Origin of the sequence: Glycomyces buryatensis, assembly GCF_004912275.1 — a bacterium.
GTDB lineage: Bacteria > Actinomycetota > Actinomycetes > Mycobacteriales > Micromonosporaceae > Glycomyces > Glycomyces buryatensis.
Window position 1 is genome coordinate 108,211 of record NZ_STGY01000021.1, and the last position, 16,944, is coordinate 125,154.

Here is a 16,944-nt window from a genome sequence, read left to right on the forward strand (position 1 = left end):
GCCCGCTCCTTAGGATTGACTCAGGTTTTAGAACTTGCGGAGCATGGTTCCGGCGATCAGGGCGGCCGGGACAGGGCCGTGGCGGCGCGAGTCCTCCCCCGCCGGATTGTCGCTGAGCAGGAAGTAGTGATCGAGCGGGACGAGGTCGCCGGTGCCGGGCATCGCCTCGCCCGGACCGGCGGCGACGCGCTTGATCCACCAGGGCGCGCGGGCCTTGCGGACTTCGGCCCAGCCGAGGTCCGGATCGGGGGCGGCGACCACCACGACGTCGCCGGTGGCGAACCGGCGGGTGCGCTTGGCGAGGACTTCATCGCCGTCGCGCAGCGCCGGTTCCATCGAGACGCCCTCGACCCTGACGAGGAGCCAGCGCCGCCGCAGCTGCCGCACCGACTCTGCCATCAGCAGCACGCCGACGATCAGCGCCAGCGCGGCCAGCCACTCAGAAGAAGTCATCGGCGTCGGTCGCTACGGCAGGTCGTTGATGATGCTGGTGATGGAGCGGCGGCGGCCGGTGTAGAACGGGATCTCTTCGCGCACATGCCTTCTGGCCCGCGAGGCGCGCAGCTCGCGCATCAGGTCCACGATGCGGTGCAGCTCGTCGGCCTCGAACGCCAGGATCCACTCGTAGTCGCCCAGGCCGAACGACGGCACCGTGTTGGCCCGCACGTCCGGGTAGTCCCGCGCCTGCATCCCGTGCTCGCGCAGCATGTCGCGGCGCTCCTCGTCGGGCAGCAGATACCACTCGTAGGACCGCACGAACGGGTAGACGCACAGGTAGTCGCGCACCCGCTCATCGGCCAGGAACGCCGGGATGTGGCTGCGGTTGAACTCGGCGGGACGGTGCACGGCCATGTTCGACCAGACCGGGGCGAGATGCTTCCCGAAGGCGCTGCGACGGAAGTCGGAGTAGGCCTTCTGGAGCCGGTCGGAAGATTCGGCGTGCCACCACACCATGAGGTCGGCGTCGGCCCGCATCCCGGTGAGGTCGTAGGTGCCTCGTACGGTCACGTCCAGGTCTTTGCAGTGCTTCTCGAAGAACCACTCGGTGTCGCTGGCGAGGTCCTGGCGAATCGAGGGCAGCGCCTCACTCGCGCGAAACACCGACCACAGGGTGTAGCGGATGGTGTCGTTCAGTTCCTTGATGCGCTGCGCGTTCGGATTGTTCGAGTGGTCTGCCACGGTGCGGCCCTTCGTTATTCGGACTTCAATTGTGCGGAGATCTCGTCGGCGGCGGCCTGGCCGGAGGCGATGCAGGCGGCGATGCCGACCCCGTCGACGGCGGCACCGGCGATCGCGATGGCGCGCTTGCCCAGCGCCTCACGGGCGGCGGCCACGCGGGTCAGGTGCCCCGGCGAGTACTGCGGCAGAGCGCCGCCCCAGCGGTCGATGCGCCATTCGATCGGCTCGGGCACGGCGATGCCCAGGTGCTCGCCGAGTTCGCGCAGGGCGGTCTTGGCCAGGGTGGCGTCGTCGTACTGGAGCAGCGCCTCCTCGCCGAGGCGGCCCATCGAGACGCGGACAATCTGGCGGCGCCGGCCCAGGTGCGGCCACTTCTGGCTGGCGAAGGTCGCGGCCTTCACCGTCTTACCGCCCGACGCGGGGGTCAGGAAGCCCGAGCGCTCGGGCAGGTCGATGTGGTCGAACGCGAAGGCCGCCAAGGCCACCGAGGCGTACGGGACGCCCGAGAGGGTGGCGGCGGCGTGGGGTTCGACGCCGCGCAGCAGGTCGGCGGCCGGGCGGGCGGGGACGGCCAGAATGACCGCGTCGGCCTTGAGCCGCATCGGGTCCGGGACGGGACCGGCGACGGCCTCCCAGCCGTAGGGGGTCTGGCGCAGTTCCCGCACCGTCATGCCGAGCCGGACATCGGCGCGGGCCGCGGCGGAGGTCGCGTAGACCAGACGGGTCAACCCGCCATCCACAGTGGCGAACACCGGTTTGGCCGGTCCGGTACCCGCGGGCCGCTTGATCTCGGTGACGGCATCGGTGAGCCTGGAGTGACGTTCCAGCGCGGTCGCCAGCTGCGGCATGACCGCCCGGAGCGACAGCCGGTCGACGTCGCCGGCGTACACGCCGGACAGCATCGGCGCGACCAGCCGGTCGAGGACTTCGGCGCCCAGTCGCGAGCGCACCAGTTCGCCCACGGACATGTCCGCGCCGGGCCTCAGGATCGGCATGCCGTCGTCGGGCAGCTCCTTCGCATCGGCGATCGCCGCCACGTCGGCCGGGTCGCCGGGGATGCCCATCATGTGCCCGGCCGGGAAGTCGACCAGTTCACCGCCGAGACTCAGGCCCGGCTTGAGACCGGCCGGATAGACCAGGTCGCCGCCGAGCCCGACGGCGCGGGCCAGCTCGATCGCTTCGGGGCGGGCGGCCAGCAGCGACTCGGCCCCGGTCTCCACGGCCCGTCCGGCGAAGTCGACCGTGCGGATCTTGCCGCCCAGTCGCGAGGACTGCTCGGCCACGACGATGGTCGCGTCCTCGCCGAGGTGGTCGCGGAGCCGGTGCGCCGCGGCCAGACCGGTGATGCCGGCGCCGACGACGAGGACCCGCGCCGGGCCGCCGTCCGCCCGATCCGGAGTGATCGCCCAGCTCATCGCCGTGAGGCTTCGCGGCTGGACTGCTCGTGAACCCGGTCGACGACCAGTTTCAGCTTGGCGGGGTCGGAGTCGGGCAGGACGCCGTGACCCAGGTTGAAGATGTGGCCCTTCGCGGCTCGACCGGCGCGCAGCACCTCGTCGGTCTCGGCGAGCAGCGGCTCGTCGTCGGAGAGGATCGCGGCCGGATCGAGGTTGCCCTGGAGGGTCTTGCCCGGCAGCCGCGCGGCGGCCTCGTCGAGCGGAATGCGGAAGTCGACGCCCATGACCTCGGCGCCGGTCTCGCTCATGGCCTCGAGCAGGTGCCCGGTGCCCACCCCGAAGTGGATGCGCGGCACCGACTTCGCCACGCCGGCCAGCGCGGCGGTCGAGTGCGGCAGCGCGAACCTGCGGTAGTCGGCCTCCGAGAGGGCCCCGGCCCAGGAGTCGAACAGCTGGACCGCCTGCGCGCCGGCCTCGACCTGGACGCGGAGGAACTCGCCGCAGATCGCGGCCAGGCGCGAGGCGATGGAGTGCCACACGTCGGGGTGGGAGCGCATGAGCGCCTTGGTCTTGGCGTGGTCGCGGCTGGGCCCGCCCTCGATGAGGTAGGAGGCGAGGGTGAACGGGGCGCCGGCGAAGCCGATGAGCGGAATATTGCCGAGTTCCTTGGTGAGCAGGCCGATCGCCTCGGTCACGTAGCCGACGTCGCAGGGGTCGAGGTTGCGCAGCCGCTTCGCGTCGGCGTCGGAGCGGAAGGGCTCGGCGACGACGGGGCCGACTCCGGGGACGATCTCGATGTCGACGCCGATTGCCGCGATGGGCACCACGATGTCGGAGAAGAAGATGGCCGCGTCGGTGCTGTAGCGGCGGACCGGCTGCATCGTTATCTCGGCGACGAGCTCGGGGGTGCGGCAGGCCTCCAGCATGGTGGTGCCGGCCCGCGCCTCCTTGTATTCGGGGAGGGAGCGCCCGGCCTGGCGCATGAACCAGACGGGGGTGTGCTCGGGTTCCTCACCGCGGCAGGCCGCTAGGAACGGGGACGAGGTCGATGTTGCCGTTGCAGCGCTAGACACGACTCAATCTTGGCACGCCCATTCGACCGTCGCCCGCAGCGGCGAGTGCGATGTGGCGCGCACGGTCGGAACGGGTGTGGCGCGCGCGGCGTCGATGCGCTTTCCTGAAACAGGCGATTGGATCACTATCGGGTGGATATCGGTCGCCGGACGGGCGGGGCAGTGGCGCGAGCTGGGCGCCTGGCCGTACCGTGAACAGGTGACCGATCCCCAACCCGACGAGCCCGCGTCCGAACTCCTCACCGAGCCACGCGAAGGCATGCCCCCGCTGATCCAGACCTCGGCCGAGTTGGCCGAGGCCGCCGAACGCCTTGAGGCCGGATCGGGCCCCATCGCGATCGATACCGAGCGGGCCTCGGGTTTCCGCTATTCGGGGCGGGCCTATCTCATTCAGCTGCGCCGCGCCGGCGCCGGATCGGTCCTGGTCGACCCCATCCCGATCGACGATCTGGAACCGCTGCGCCACGCCCTGACGGGTCCTGAGTGGATCCTGCACGCGGCCAGCCAGGACCTGCCGTGCCTGGAGGAGTTGGAGCTGCGCCCGACCCGCCTGTTCGACACCGAACTGGCGGCGCGGCTGTGCAACTTCGAGAAGGTCGGGCTGGCCTCGATCACCGAGCAGCTGCTGGGTTTCCGGCTGGAGAAGCAGCATTCGGCGGCCGACTGGTCCTCGCGACCGCTGCCGCACGACTGGCTGGTCTACGCCGCGCTCGACGTCGAGCTGTTGATCGAGATGCGCGGAAAGCTCGCGGCCGAGCTGGCGAAGCAGGGCAAGACCGAATGGGCCGAGGCCGAGTTCGAGCACGTCCGGGGTGCCGGTCCGCCGAAGCCCCGCAAGGAGCCGTGGCGGCGCACGTCGGGCATCCACAAGGTCCGCGGGCCGAAGGCACTGGGCCGGGTCCGCGCGGTGTGGGAGGCCCGGGACGGCTTGGCGCGCAAGCTGGACCGCGCGCCGGGGAAGGTCCTTCCCGACGCGGCGATCGTGGAGGCGGCGACGAACGACCCCACCGACTTCGCCGAGCTGATGAGCCTGCCGGGATTCCGGCGGCGCGGCGGACGGACGAACGCGCGGCTGTGGCTGGCGGCGCTGTCCGAGGCCCGCGACGTGCCGGGCACGGAGCTGCCCTCGACGACCCCGCCGCAGGACGGTCCGCCGGCGACGCACCGCTGGGCCGACCGGGACCCGGTCGCGGCCGAGCGGCTGTCGGTCGCCCGCGAGCTGGTGGCCAAGGTGGCCGAGCAGCACAATCTCCCGGCGGAGAACCTGATCACCCCCGCGATCGTGCGGGGGCTGGCGTGGGAGCCGCCGAAGAAGGCCTCGGAGAAGCACATCCGGGCCACGCTTTCGGAGGCCGGGGCCCGGCAATGGCAGATCGACCTGCTGGCCGAGGGCCTGGCCGAAGCCCTCGGCTGAGGCTCTATCACCGGAAGCGCTATTCGGTGAGGCGGATCCCCAGGAGGGTTTCGGAGGCCTCGGCAATGTACTCGGGAGTGCCGCCCGCGCCGTCGATCCATTCGCCGTAGGAGCAGATCACGGTGTCGGCGTCGCCGCGTTCGATCGCGATGAATCCCCAGACCTCGACCCAGTCGACGTCGATTTGCTCGCCGGTGGTGCCGTCGAGTCCCTTGGTCCACTCGTTCACGACTTCGGCGGTCAATGCGGCGTGCCCGTCGATGAGGTAGTGCTCGAACGCCGTCGCGCCGTTGGCCTCGTACTCGGCCTCCTCGCCGCGGATGTCGCGCAGGGAACCGTCGACCGCGTCGAAGACGCCCTGGTCGTCGGTGAAGTCGGCGATCTCGATATTGCGGTCGGAGGCGGTGTAACAGCTGACGCCGGCGACGCGTTCCTCGCCGTCCCACGTCTGGTACCCGAGCCTCGCGCCGCTCAGGTCCGCCTCGGAGACCTCGACCCAGGGCTCGGGATAGACCGGCAGCCAGGCGTCCTCCTCGTCGGTGAGCGACACGTAGTCGTCGGTGGGCTCGAACGGATCGAGGCCCTCGGTGAGGTCGACGGCGTCGGCGGCGGCGAGCGGGTTGGCCTGCTCCTCCGTGCCGGCTTCGTCCTCCGATTCGGCCTCGTCGGCAGACGGACTGGGTTCGACGCAGGCATAGACACCGCTTTCGGTGCCCACGGCGCAGTCCGCCTGTTCCTCCTGCCCGAGCAGGACGAATGCCGCGGCGCCCCCACCGCCGAGGAGGACCACGAGCGCGATCACGATGCCGGCGATCAGTCCGATCTTGTTCTGGTTCCCCGGCTGAGGCAACACCGGCCCGCCGTAGGGACCAGGCGTCTGCGGCGGACCGCCGTACTGCGGCGGCATCGGGGCGCCATACTGCTGCGGAGGCTGCTGACCGTAGGGGCCGGGCTGCGGTTGGTATTGCTGCGGCGGTTGGCCATAGGGGTCCGGCTGCTGCTGGTACTGCTGTGCCGGGGGCTGGCCGTAGGGATCGGGCTGGGGGTTCGAGCCGTACGGGCCTGGGGGGAAGCTCATGTCCACAGCGTATCGATCGGCCCGAATCGGGCGGGTCCCGCGTTCGATTGCGACATGCTCGGGGCGGCTCGTGACATCGGAGCTACTTGCGAGTAACATCTGCTGTGACGCCGCATACCCAAAGGAGGGCCAAAGCGTGAGTAACACCATTCGTGATGTCGTCTTCGTTGACGGAGTGCGAACTCCGTTCGGCAAGGCGGGGAAACTCTTTGAAGAGACCCGGGCCGACGACATGATCATCCGCTGCATCAGGACGCTACTGCGCCGCAATCCGGAGCTGCCGCCTGAGCGAGTCGACGAGGTGGCGCTGGCTGCGACCACCCAGATCGGCGACCAGGGACTCACGCTGGGCCGCTCGGCCGCATTGCTGGCCGGGCTCCCGCGCTCGGTCCCCGGTTTCTCCATCGACCGCATGTGCGCGGGCGCGATGACCGCGGTGACCAGTGTGTCCTCCGCGATCGCCGCCCGCCAGTACGACATCGCCATCGCCGGAGGCGTGGAGTCGATGTCGAACCACCCCATGGGCGAAGGCGTCGACCCCAACCCCCGCATCATCGCGGAGAAGCTGGTCGACCCCGACGCGCTCGTCATGGGCAACACCGCCGAGAACCTGCACGACCTGTTCCCGGCCATCACCAAGGACCGCGCCGACGCCTACGCCGTGGGCAGCCAGCAGCGCTACGCGGCCCACATCGAGCAGCTCAGCGGGGACATCACCACTATGGCCGCGCGGTCCACCGAGGACGGATGGACGGTCGCCTCGGCGGACCAGCTCCCCCGCCCCGAGACCACGGTCGAGGGCCTCGCGAACCTGCGGACGCCGTTCCGCCCGCACGGCAAGGTCACCGCCGGCACCGCCGCGCCGCTGACCGACGGCGCCACCGCCTGCCTGCTCACCGACTCCGAGACCGCCACCGAGCTGGGACTGTCGGTAGGCATGACCATGGTCGGCTTCGCGTTCGCCGGCGTCGACCCCGAGACGATGGGCGTCGGGCCCATCCCCTCCACCGAGAAGGCCCTGGCGCGCGCCGGGCTCTCGATCGAGGACATCGGGCTGTTCGAGATCAACGAGGCCTTCGCCGTCCAGGTCCTGGCCTTCCTCGACCACTTCAAGATCGCCGACGACGACCCGCGCGTCAACCCGTGGGGCGGCGCGATCGCAATGGGCCACCCGCTGGCCTCCTCGGGGGTGCGGCTGATGAACCAGCTGTCCCGCGAGTTCGCCGAGCACCCCGAGGTGCGCTACGGCATCACGACCATGTGCGTCGGCCTCGGCCAGGGCGGCACGGTCATCTGGGAGAACCCGAACTTCGAGGGGGCCAAGTAATGAGCAGCTTTCCCGTTGAACTTCCCGACTTCGACGAAGAGGTCGTCACCGAGTCCAAGGTCCAGTTCTTGGACGTACCGGGCCTGAGCGGCAAGGCCGCGCTCATCTCGCTCGACAACGGCTACGACCACACCAAGCCCAACTCGTTCGGACCCCGCGGACTCAAGAGCCTGTGGGCGGCCCTGGACGAGGTCGAGGCCGCCGAGGGCGTCGGGCTCATCGCCGTCACCGGCAAGCCGTTCATCTTCCTGGCCGGCGCCGACATCAAGATGATGCCGCTGCTGGAGACCCGCGAGCAGGGCCTGGCCATGGCCCGCGCCGGACACGTCGTCTACAAGCGGCTCAAGGACTCCACGGTCCCGACGTTCGCGTTCGTCAACGGCACCGCGCTCGGCGGCGGCATGGAGCTGGCGCTCCACTGCCACTACCGGACCATCTCCACCAGCGCCGTCGGCCTGGGCCTGCCGGAGGTCTCCATCGGGCTCATCCCCGGCTGGGGCGGCTCGCAGATCCTGCCGAACCTCATCGGACCGGAGAAGGCCGCGCAGGTCATCATCGGCAACCCGCTGAACCAGAACAAGATGATGCGCGGGACCGACCTGGTGCCCATGGGCATCGCCGACGTCGAGTTCGAGGCCGCCGACTTCATCGAGGAGTCCCTGGCCTGGGCCGTCGGCGTCGTCAATGACGAGATCGGCGTGGACCGCGCCGCCATCGACCGCGACAGCTGGCCGATGGTCATCGCCGGGGCCAGGAAGCTCGTGGACGAGAAGATCCACAACGCCTCCCCCGCCGCGATGAAGGCGCTCGACCTGTTGGAGCTGGCGCGGACCGCGTCGTTCGAGGACGGCTCGCTCGCCGAGGACGAGGCCCTGGCTGACTGCGAGATGGCTCCGGAGTTCAAGACGAGCCTCTACGCGTTCGACCTGGTGCGCAGGCTGGGCAAGCGCCCGGCCGGTGCGCCGAGTCCCGGGCTGGCGAAGGAGATCGGCAAGGTCGGCGTGGTCGGGGCCGGACTCATGGCCGGGCAGATCGCGCTCATGTTCGCGCGCCGGCTCGAAGTCCCGGTCGTCATGACCGACCTCGACGCCGACCGGGCCGCCAAGGGCCTCGCTTACGTGCGCGCCGAGATCGACAAGCTGGAGGCGAAGGGCCGGGCCTCGAAGCTCAAGGCCGCGAAGCTGCGGGCACTCGTGTCGGCCAGCGCCGACAAGTCGGTGTACGCGGACTGCGACCTCGTCATCGAGGCCGTGTTCGAGGAGCTGCAGGTCAAGCAGGCGGTGTTCGGGGAGATCGAGCCGATCGTCTCGGACGAGTGCCTGCTGGTCACCAACACCTCCGGGTTGAGCATCACCGCCATGGCGTCGAAGCTGGCGCATCCGGAGCGGCTGGTCGGGATGCACTTCTTCAATCCGGTGGCGGTCATGCCGCTGGTGGAGATCATCGCGACCTCCTCGACCGACGAGGAGACGCTCGCGACGGCGTATGCGGTCGCGAAGAAGCTGAGGAAGACCGCGGTGGGTTCGGCCGACCGGCCGGCGTTCATCGTGAACCGCCTGCTGGGGCGGATGCTCGCCGAGGTCACCGGCGCGGTCGACGCGGGCACTCCGGTGGACGTGGCGGACGTGTCGCTCGACAAGCTGGGCCTGCCGATGCGGCCGTTCGCGCTGCTGGAGCTGGTGGGTCTGCAGGTCGCCTCGCACCTGACGACGCACCTGAACGAGGACCTGGGTCCGCGGTTCCCGATCTCGGAGAACCTGCGGCGCCTGGCCGAGTCGGATGTCCCCGTGTTCGATGCGGAGAAGCAGGGCAAGGGGCGCCTGACGGAGGCCGGCCGGGCGCTGCTGGAGTTCGGGGACAAGGTCTTGACGTCCGAGGAGGTCGAGCACCGGGTGCTGTCGGGCCTGTCCGAGGAGGTCGCGCTGATGCTGGAGGAGGGCGTCGTGCCCGGTCCGCAGCAGATCGACCTGGCGATGATCCTGGGTGCGGGCTTCCCGTTCTGGCTCGGTGGCCTGACGCCGTACCTCGACCGGGTGGGCATTTCGACCGAGGTGTCCGGTAAGCCGTTCGCGGCGATGGGCTGACCGAGGCTCGGCCCAGGCGTAAAGCCTGGTCTGTGCCAGCAGTCACGATATCTTTACGCCGAGCCCGGACTCGTCCGAAAGGCTGAGTCCGGGCTCGTCCCGTGTCCGGAGCCCGACTGTAGTGAACTGGGGAGTAACCGGACTCATCGCTCGGAAGCGGAGCTATCCGGGAAACCTCGCGCGCCGTCCACAGTTATATGTTATCGCGTCCACTCCTTGGAATCCTTTGATGAGCACGGCTTTCACCTGCGGTTCTTCGCTCTTACGGTTGCCCGGTGCTTAGCAAGATCATTGAAGGCGCGACCGGCACCGTCCGGAACGCCGCATCGGCCGTCGCGACCCGCCTGAACGGGGTGCGCGTCGCCGCCGTCGAGCGACTGTCCGGGGAACACCGCGGCCGTCGCCGCATCGCCGTCATCGCTCTCGCCGCCGCGGTCTTCGTCGGCTCCGGCGCCACCGCCGCGTGGGCGCTGACGACGAATGAGGAGACCTACGGCGAGCCGGAGGCCGTCGCCGTAGACGCCACCACCGAGGAGGCCACGGAGGAGGCGACCACCGAGGCGCCGACGGAGGAAGTTACCGAGGAAGCGACCGAGGAGGCCCCTGCGGAGCCCGCCCCCGAGGAGACGACCGAGGAGGAGACCACCGAGGCGCCCGATCCCGGGCCCGTCGACATCGACGTCTCGGACCTCGACGACGAGCAGGAGGCCAACGCCGTCACGATTATCGAGACCGGCGCGGAGCTCGGCTTCGACGACCAGGGCTGGGCCGTCGCGCTCGCCACGGCCATGCAGGAGGCGAAGATGTACAACGCCGCCTCCGAGGCCGTCCCGGAGAGCTTCGAGTACTCCGACTCCTCGGTCAGCTACTCCGACCACGACTCGGTCGGCATCTTCCAGCAGCGTCCGTCGATGGGCTGGGGCAGCGTCGAAGAGCTGATGGACGTCTCGACGTCGGCCAGCAAGTTCTACAACACCCTTTCGGACGTCTCGGGCTGGGAGTCCATGTCGATCGCCTCGGCCGCGCAGGCCGTGCAGATCTCGGCCTACCCCGACTACTACGCCCAGTGGGAAGGCCTCGCCTGGGACGTCATCGACGCCTACAACGCGGCCAAGTAAGCACGGAAGACCTTTCTCGCCTCCCGCGGAACGGGCCCCGCACTCAGGTGCGGGGCCCGTTCCCTTTACATTGCGGAGTCGAATTGCGACTCCGTGCACATGACGGCGATCACACGACACCAACGGCGCTTTCCGCGCCGCCCGCCGGTCAGGGGCCGCTCATCCGTTCGGCCGGGGCATCTCTCCCGAGTCCGGCCGCCGCGCCCACCCGCAGCGATAGCGCCCCTACCGGATGAAACGGCCACTCACTCTGTCGGGTGAGAACCGGGCCGTGACTTTGTGGAGTCGCCCTCCTTGTCCGTCTGACCTGCGCCGATTCCCCTCTAGCCTTACGCGAATGCGCGAGCAGACTTCCCCCGACGAGCCGCAGGCGGACCCGGACAGCGAGTTGGCCCTATACGAGGCGCGCCGCCGCGCCCGCGAGAACGCACCGGACTCAGGCAGACGCGGCCACCATCGGCGCCGATCCAAGGTGCTGCGCCGCCTCGCCGCCGCCTCGGCCGCCGCCGTCGTCGCCACCGGCACGGCGGGCGCCGCCGGAGCCACCCTCTCCGACGCCGACGACCCCACGGTCGAGGAGCGCGTGGCGCGGACCATCGTCGCCGAGGCCATCGGCGCCGACTACGACTGGGACAACGTCGAGGCCATGCCGAGCATCATGCCGATGAAGGAGGCCGCGGGGACCGTCGCGCCGGCCGCCGCGAAGTCCGAGGCGAACGAGATCCCGCCGACCGTGAACGCTGACGCCGCCCCCGTCGGAGGCCTGGACGAGACCCAGATGGGCAATGCCGCCGCGATCATCCAGGCCGGCATGGATCGCGGGCTCGGCGAGCGGGCCTGGGCGGTGGCCCTGGCGACCGCCATGCAGGAGTCCAAGTTCTACAACTCGGCCAACCCGGTCGTGCCCGCGTCGTACGACTACGACTGGGACATCGAGTACTCCGACCACGACTCGATCGGGCTGTTCCAGCAGCGCCCGTCGATGGGCTGGGGCACCGTCGCCGAGCTCATGGACCCTCGGGCGTCGGCGGCCAAGTTCTACGGCACCCTCGAAGACGTCTCCGGGTGGGAGGACATGTCGATCGCCTCGGCCGCGCAGGCCGTGCAGATCTCGGCCTACCCCGACTACTACGCCCAGTGGGAGGACCTCGCCTGGGACATCATCGACGCCCAGGTCGGTTGAGTCCGAACCGTTTAGAGGATTCTTACAAACTTTTCCGTGGAAATGCCCAGGCGGGGGCCCGTGGGTTGTGGACGCCCCACAACAGTTGTCCGTTTCGCCCGTTCATCCGCTTGACAGGTGCGAACAGACTGACGACATGACCAATTACAACTGCCCCCGATGCGGCGCGCAGAGTCCGCCCGAGCGGTGCGATGCGTGCGGACGCGGGCCGGTGCCCCTGCTCGCTAAGCTCTCCGAGCTCGACGCGACCCTCGCCGTCATGCCCCCCACCCTGAGCAGCCGAGCCGCCGTCGAGACCGAGCGACTCCGGGTCCTCGAAGAGCTCAAGAAGGTCGCGGTCGCCTACCGCGCCGAGGCCGAGCAGGCCGCGAAGCACGCCGCCGCCTCGGCTCCGCCCGCAATGCCCGCGCCACAATCGCGACCACAGCCGCAGTTCGCGCCCGGGCAGACTCTCCAGGCGCCGGCGCAGACCCCGAACGCGGCACCGCCTTCGCAGTCCGCGCCGCCCCAGACCCCCTCGGCGGGCATCGCCGGCCCGCTCGGGAGCGCCGCACCTCCGCCCCCGACACTGCCCCCACCGGTCCAGGCCCGGCCCGAGCGCGGCGAGGTCGCCGCCAAGACCGTCCAGACGACCCTGCTCAGCCTCGGCGGGATCCTCGTCGCCGCCGCGATCATCATCTTCACCGCCGTCGCCTGGCAGAGCATGGGCGACGCGGGGCGACTGGTGGTCCTGGGCGGATTCACCACGCTCCTGTTGGCCGTTCCGGCGGTCCTCATCCGCTTCCGACTGTGGGCCACCGCCGAGACCTTCGCCTCGCTCGCGGCGCTCGCCCTGTGGTGCTCGGCCCTGGCCGGTTACTACCTCTATCTGCCGGGCGGCAGCTCGCTCAGCTCCGAGGCCGTCGGCACCTGGTCGGCCCTGGTGCTGGCCGCCCTCACCGCGTACCGCGCCGGCGTCAGGACCGCCGCCCCCGCCTGGGCGCTCCTGCCGCTGGCCGCCGTCGGCTCCGCCTTCGCCGCCTCCGGCCCGGTCCGCTTCGCCGCCCCGCTCATGCTCGCCACCGCCGCGGTCCTGGCCGCCGCCTCCTGGGTCGTCTCCCGCCGCGGCAGCCACTACCCGCGCAGCGACCAGTGGATCGCCCGACTGCTGCTGTGCACCGCCGTCATCGAGGCCTTCCTCGCCGGACTTCGCGTGGCCTTCGGACTCAGCGGCGCGATCATCCCGATCGTCGCCGCCGCCATCGCGTTCATGGCCGCCGGAAACCTCCTGGCCATCCTCTACGTCCGGCGGGGCGGCGCCACGTTCGCGACCCTCCTGATCGGCACCGCCACCACCGGCGCGCTCCTGGTGTGCGCGTGGGTGCTGGCCATCCGCTCCGGCTCCGTCGAGCTGGCCATCCCCTCGCTCGCCCTGCTCGCCGCCGTCATCGTGGCGCTGGTGAACCTCGAAGACAAGTCCGACGACGACCACTCGATCGTGGTCGCGGCCGCCGCCGGGATCACCGCACTGGCCGGGTTCGCCATCGTCACCTTCGACGCGCCGGACCTGACCGCCTACCTCGTCGCGACTCTCGCCATCGGACTGTCGTCGCTGTTGCTGCCCGATCCGCTGCGGACCGCCGTGCGGCGCGCCGGCTATGTCGGCGGGGTCGGCGTCGGCATTGCCGCGACGCTCATCTCCCTGACCGCACTGCCCTTGATCTGGTGGGGCGACGATGCCGGGGCCCTCGACTGGGAGATCCCGATCGTCCTGGGCGTCCTGGCCTTCGGCGCCGCGCTCCTGCCGCGCCGATTCCGGTTCGACTTCCTGGCGCTGGCACTGACCTCCGCCGTCCTCGCCGCCGGCGGCATGCTGAACTCCGGACCCGAGGGCCACCTGCTCGCGACGCTCGGGCTCGGGCTGTGCGCCGCCATCGCCCTCGCCGCCGCCCTCCTCTCGGAGAATCTCAGCGGACGCTGCACCGGCTGGGTGCTGCTGGCAGCGTGGATCGCGTCCACCGCCGGCGCCGCCCTCCACCTCGACCTGCCCGAGGACACGATCGAGCTGGCCGTGGTCGTCGCGGCCGCGTTCATGCTCGTGCTCGCCGCCGGGGCACCCCGGCGCAGCCGCCCCGACCGGGTGCTCGGCGTGGTGCTCTCGCACATCCTGGCCGGATCCATGCTCGGCCTCTGGCTGGTGATCGAGGGGTTCGAAACGGCCTGGAACGGCGAGCCGATGACCATGATGCTCCCGCTGGGGTTCGGCATCTACACCCTCGCCCTGGCCGGCGTCGCGCTCATCGTGCCGGTCAAGAAGGGTGCGTATGCGATCGCCGCGCTGTGCACCGGCACCGTCGGCTGGTGGACGCTGCTCTCCTCGCAAGACATCGACACCCTCGAATTCTTCACCGTCCCGCCCGCGGCGGTGCTGTTCCTGCTCGGACTGTGGCGCCTGGAGCGGCGGCCCCAGACCGGTTCATGGGCGGCACTGGCGCTGCCGATCGGCATCGGAATCGGGCCGAGCCTGCTGCTGGCCCTCGGCGACGACGATCCGGTCCGCCGGGCCGGGGTCGCCGCCGCCGGTGTGGCAGTCGTGATCGCGGGCGTGCACCGGCGCTGGCAGGCGCCCCTGGTGCTCGGCGCGATCGTCCTGCTGGCCATCACGGCCAATGAACTGTCGCTGGTGTGGACGCTGATCCCGAAGTGGATTCCGCTCGCCATCGGCGGCGCCGTCCTGATCGGTGCGGGCGCGACGCTGGAGCAGCGCCGCAAGGACGTGGCACGAATCGGACAAGCGGTGAAATCGATGCGATAGCGTCGCAAGGACCTTGAACACCGACGATCCAAAAGAGACGCCGCAGGAATGCAACCATCCGGCTGCCTGCGGCGTCTGTCCATTGCACCGGTTAAACGGCGGGCCCCGCGCAGGGTCCGCCGTTTTTTCGGCTCTTCTCTCGTGGCCGTGGGTGGGTTTCCATGGGACTCTGCCGCGCCGTTCGGGTCGGTGTTCAGGCGGCAGCGACGGAGGAGCGGGGGAAGGGCGCCCGGGCGACACGCCCGACCGCAGGGTACGAGGCACTTGAGCAGGGAAAACACTGCCAGTGTTCACCCGTTTGAGTGATGCGGTCAGGCCGTCCATATGGCACCATTGAGTCATAGAACAGGAGCATCAGAACAGTCGAACTGTTCGAGATACAGACTCTACGAGGAGGTGAGATAGATGGCTACCAGTAACACCAGTACCGCACCGGCCGGTTCTGACCGGCGGGGCAAGTCCGAGGCCATCCACGCCCTCCTCGATGCGCAGGCGGCTCTGATCAATGCCGCTCACGCTCAGGTGCTGGCTTCGGTGATCGATGCGAAGGCGGCGAACATTCACCGGGATTTCGACGGGTTCTCCGCAGTGCGGGAATGGCTGGTGTCGACGTTCGACTTCCATCAGCAGGTAGCCTCCGATCTGGCCGCGATCGCCCGCCGCGCAAGGAAGTTCGCCCTCCTCGCCACTGCCGCCACGTCTCGGGAGGCCAGGATCGATCCGGTCGCCTACGCGGTGCGCCAACTCGACAAGACCCCTGCGATGCGCCTGTACGCCCGCACTCCCTACCGCGAGGCCGTGACCTCCCCCTTCGACGCTGCGGTGTCCTGTGCGACTCCTGAAGCCCTGGTCGTCCAGTACTGCGCCCACGCACCGTTCAAGGACTTGAAAGCGCACCTGGCCGAGATCGAAGCGTCCCTCGCCGAGAGCGCGGAACTGTTCGAAGGGCTCGGGGAGCAGTCCCTGCAATACCTCGAACTGTCCGAGAACCCCAACGGCATGTGGACCCTCGCCGGGCAGTTGTCGGCCGACACCGGTGTCCTGTTCGCCAAGATGCTCACCACATCGGTACCCCCACCCCGCCAGGACGAGACGGATGCCGACGGGGACCTGCCCGCGGTAGCGAACCGGAACGCCGAAGCCCTCCACCAGATGCTCGCCTCCTACGGGGCCAGCACCGACGCCCCCACCCGGCACGGGCACACCGCGACCCTCTCGCTCCTGTGCGACCTGGAGACCCTGCAAGGCAAAGACACCGGCCGCACCCCCACCCTCGAAGGCCAGCCGATCTCCCTCGCCAAGGCCCGCCTCCTCGCCTGCGAGGGCAACGTCATCCCCATGGTCTACGACTACGCCACCGGTGAAGTAGTCGACCTCGGACGAGCCGAACGCCTCCCCAACACCGCCCTGCGCCGCAAGCTCGAAGCCGAACAGCCCGGCGGGTGCGCCTGGCACGACTGCGACCGGCCCATCGCATGGTGCGAGGCCCACCACATTGCACACTGGGCCGACGGTGGAAAGACGGACGCGGACAACCTGATCCTGCTGTGCCGCTTCCACCACGGCCGCATCCACACCCCCGGCTGGACGGTCACGAAGACCGGCCCCGGCCAGGCCTTGATCGTCCACCACGACGGCCACGAGACCGCCCCGGCCGACATGCACGAATACTCGGGCGGCCAGGGCTGCGGGTACGGCTGCGAAGACCACCGCACCGATGCGGACCTCGATGAGGACTTCACCGCAGGGCCCGACGACGCCTTCCCCACCGGCCTCTACCCCGAAGAACACGCACAAGTCCCAGACCGGGAACTCAAAGACCTCCTCGACTCCTACACCCTCCACCGCATCGGCATCGACCTCAAACGGGCCAAAGCCCGTGCACGAGAACGCTTCCGCACACCAGCTCCTCCGGAAGCCGAACCGGCCGACCGGTTACCATGCCCCGCCGCCAGGCAGTGATGGCGGCGGGGGAAAGCACACCCATACCAGGATGTGCAGCCCGAACCCCAAGGGAAACCAACGGAGATCGGGCCCCTCGTCATGCCCACCATGCTCACAGGCGGCATCCGGACCTCAATGGACTCCCCACCGCCCGCACCGGCCCACCGAAGACCCCACCCCGGCAACGAACAGCAGCCACCCTCCACCTCTTCATCGCTGATCCGCCTGAACCTCAATCCACGCGCACCCCGAACGCCAGCCGACCGGCACCAGGCCAGGCAGACCTCCGCTGTCGCTGCCGGCCCTGACCACAACCACCACCGAACCCGAAGGCCAGCAGCCGACCCGAAGGG

At 69.8% G+C, this 16,944-nt stretch carries 12 protein-coding genes; 7 read left to right on the plus strand and 5 right to left on the minus strand.

What is annotated here, in order from left to right:
- Window positions 1–27 precede the first annotated feature (27 nt).
- The 4 genes from FAB82_RS05470 to hemE are packed head-to-tail and all read right to left on the minus strand — an operon-like array spanning window position 28 to window position 3,649.
- Window positions 28–453, minus strand: coding sequence for a S24/S26 family peptidase (locus tag FAB82_RS05470; protein ID WP_136533530.1), 426 nt, complete (start codon window positions 451–453; stop codon window positions 28–30).
- Window positions 454–465: 12 nt separating this feature from the next.
- Complete coding sequence (hemQ, locus tag FAB82_RS05475) at window positions 466–1,179, minus strand: hydrogen peroxide-dependent heme synthase (protein ID WP_246039452.1); 714 nt, start codon at window positions 1,177–1,179, stop codon at window positions 466–468.
- A gap of 14 nt (window positions 1,180–1,193) precedes the next feature.
- On the minus strand, window positions 1,194–2,594 hold the full coding sequence (gene hemG, locus FAB82_RS05480) for a protoporphyrinogen oxidase (RefSeq protein ID WP_136533532.1): 1,401 nt from the start codon (window positions 2,592–2,594) through the stop codon (window positions 1,194–1,196).
- Complete coding sequence (gene hemE, locus FAB82_RS05485; protein WP_136533533.1) at window positions 2,591–3,649, minus strand: uroporphyrinogen decarboxylase; 1,059 nt, start codon at window positions 3,647–3,649, stop codon at window positions 2,591–2,593. The genes hemG and hemE overlap by 4 nt, the downstream gene beginning before the upstream one ends.
- 199 nt (window positions 3,650–3,848) lie before the next feature.
- On the opposite strand from hemE, the gene FAB82_RS05490 reads away from it, so the two are divergent.
- A complete protein-coding gene (locus FAB82_RS05490; RefSeq protein ID WP_246039453.1) occupies window positions 3,849–5,063 on the plus strand; it encodes a ribonuclease D in 1,215 nt (404 codons plus the stop codon).
- A 19-nt stretch (window positions 5,064–5,082) separates the two neighbouring features.
- Here the strand turns inward: FAB82_RS05490 and FAB82_RS05495 are convergent, their stop codons facing one another.
- Window positions 5,083–6,141, minus strand: coding sequence for a flagellar basal body-associated FliL family protein (locus FAB82_RS05495; protein ID WP_136533535.1), 1,059 nt, complete (start codon window positions 6,139–6,141; stop codon window positions 5,083–5,085).
- Between the two features lie 136 nt (window positions 6,142–6,277).
- Between FAB82_RS05495 and FAB82_RS05500 the strand changes: the two genes are divergently transcribed.
- The 6 genes from FAB82_RS05500 (at window position 6,278) to FAB82_RS05525 (ending at window position 16,609) form a co-directional block, all read left to right on the plus strand.
- Window positions 6,278–7,468 carry a thiolase family protein gene (locus FAB82_RS05500; RefSeq protein WP_136533536.1) on the plus strand — a complete coding sequence of 397 codons (1,191 nt, stop codon included), beginning with the start codon at window positions 6,278–6,280 and terminating at the stop codon, window positions 7,466–7,468.
- Window positions 7,468–9,552, plus strand: coding sequence for a 3-hydroxyacyl-CoA dehydrogenase NAD-binding domain-containing protein (locus FAB82_RS05505; protein WP_136533537.1), 2,085 nt, complete (start codon window positions 7,468–7,470; stop codon window positions 9,550–9,552). Before FAB82_RS05500 ends, FAB82_RS05505 begins: the two co-directional genes overlap by 1 nt.
- 275 nt (window positions 9,553–9,827) lie before the next feature.
- A complete protein-coding gene (locus FAB82_RS05510) occupies window positions 9,828–10,670 on the plus strand; it encodes a hypothetical protein (RefSeq protein ID WP_136533538.1) in 843 nt (280 codons plus the stop codon).
- 337 nt (window positions 10,671–11,007) lie between these two features.
- Complete coding sequence (locus FAB82_RS05515) at window positions 11,008–11,853, plus strand: hypothetical protein (protein WP_136533539.1); 846 nt, start codon at window positions 11,008–11,010, stop codon at window positions 11,851–11,853.
- A 136-nt stretch (window positions 11,854–11,989) separates the two neighbouring features.
- Complete coding sequence (locus FAB82_RS05520) at window positions 11,990–14,647, plus strand: SCO7613 C-terminal domain-containing membrane protein (protein ID WP_136533540.1); 2,658 nt, start codon at window positions 11,990–11,992, stop codon at window positions 14,645–14,647.
- Window positions 14,648–15,052: 405 nt separating this feature from the next.
- Complete coding sequence (locus FAB82_RS05525) at window positions 15,053–16,609, plus strand: HNH endonuclease signature motif containing protein (RefSeq protein ID WP_136533541.1); 1,557 nt, start codon at window positions 15,053–15,055, stop codon at window positions 16,607–16,609.
- The last annotated feature ends 335 nt before the right edge of the window (window positions 16,610–16,944 follow it).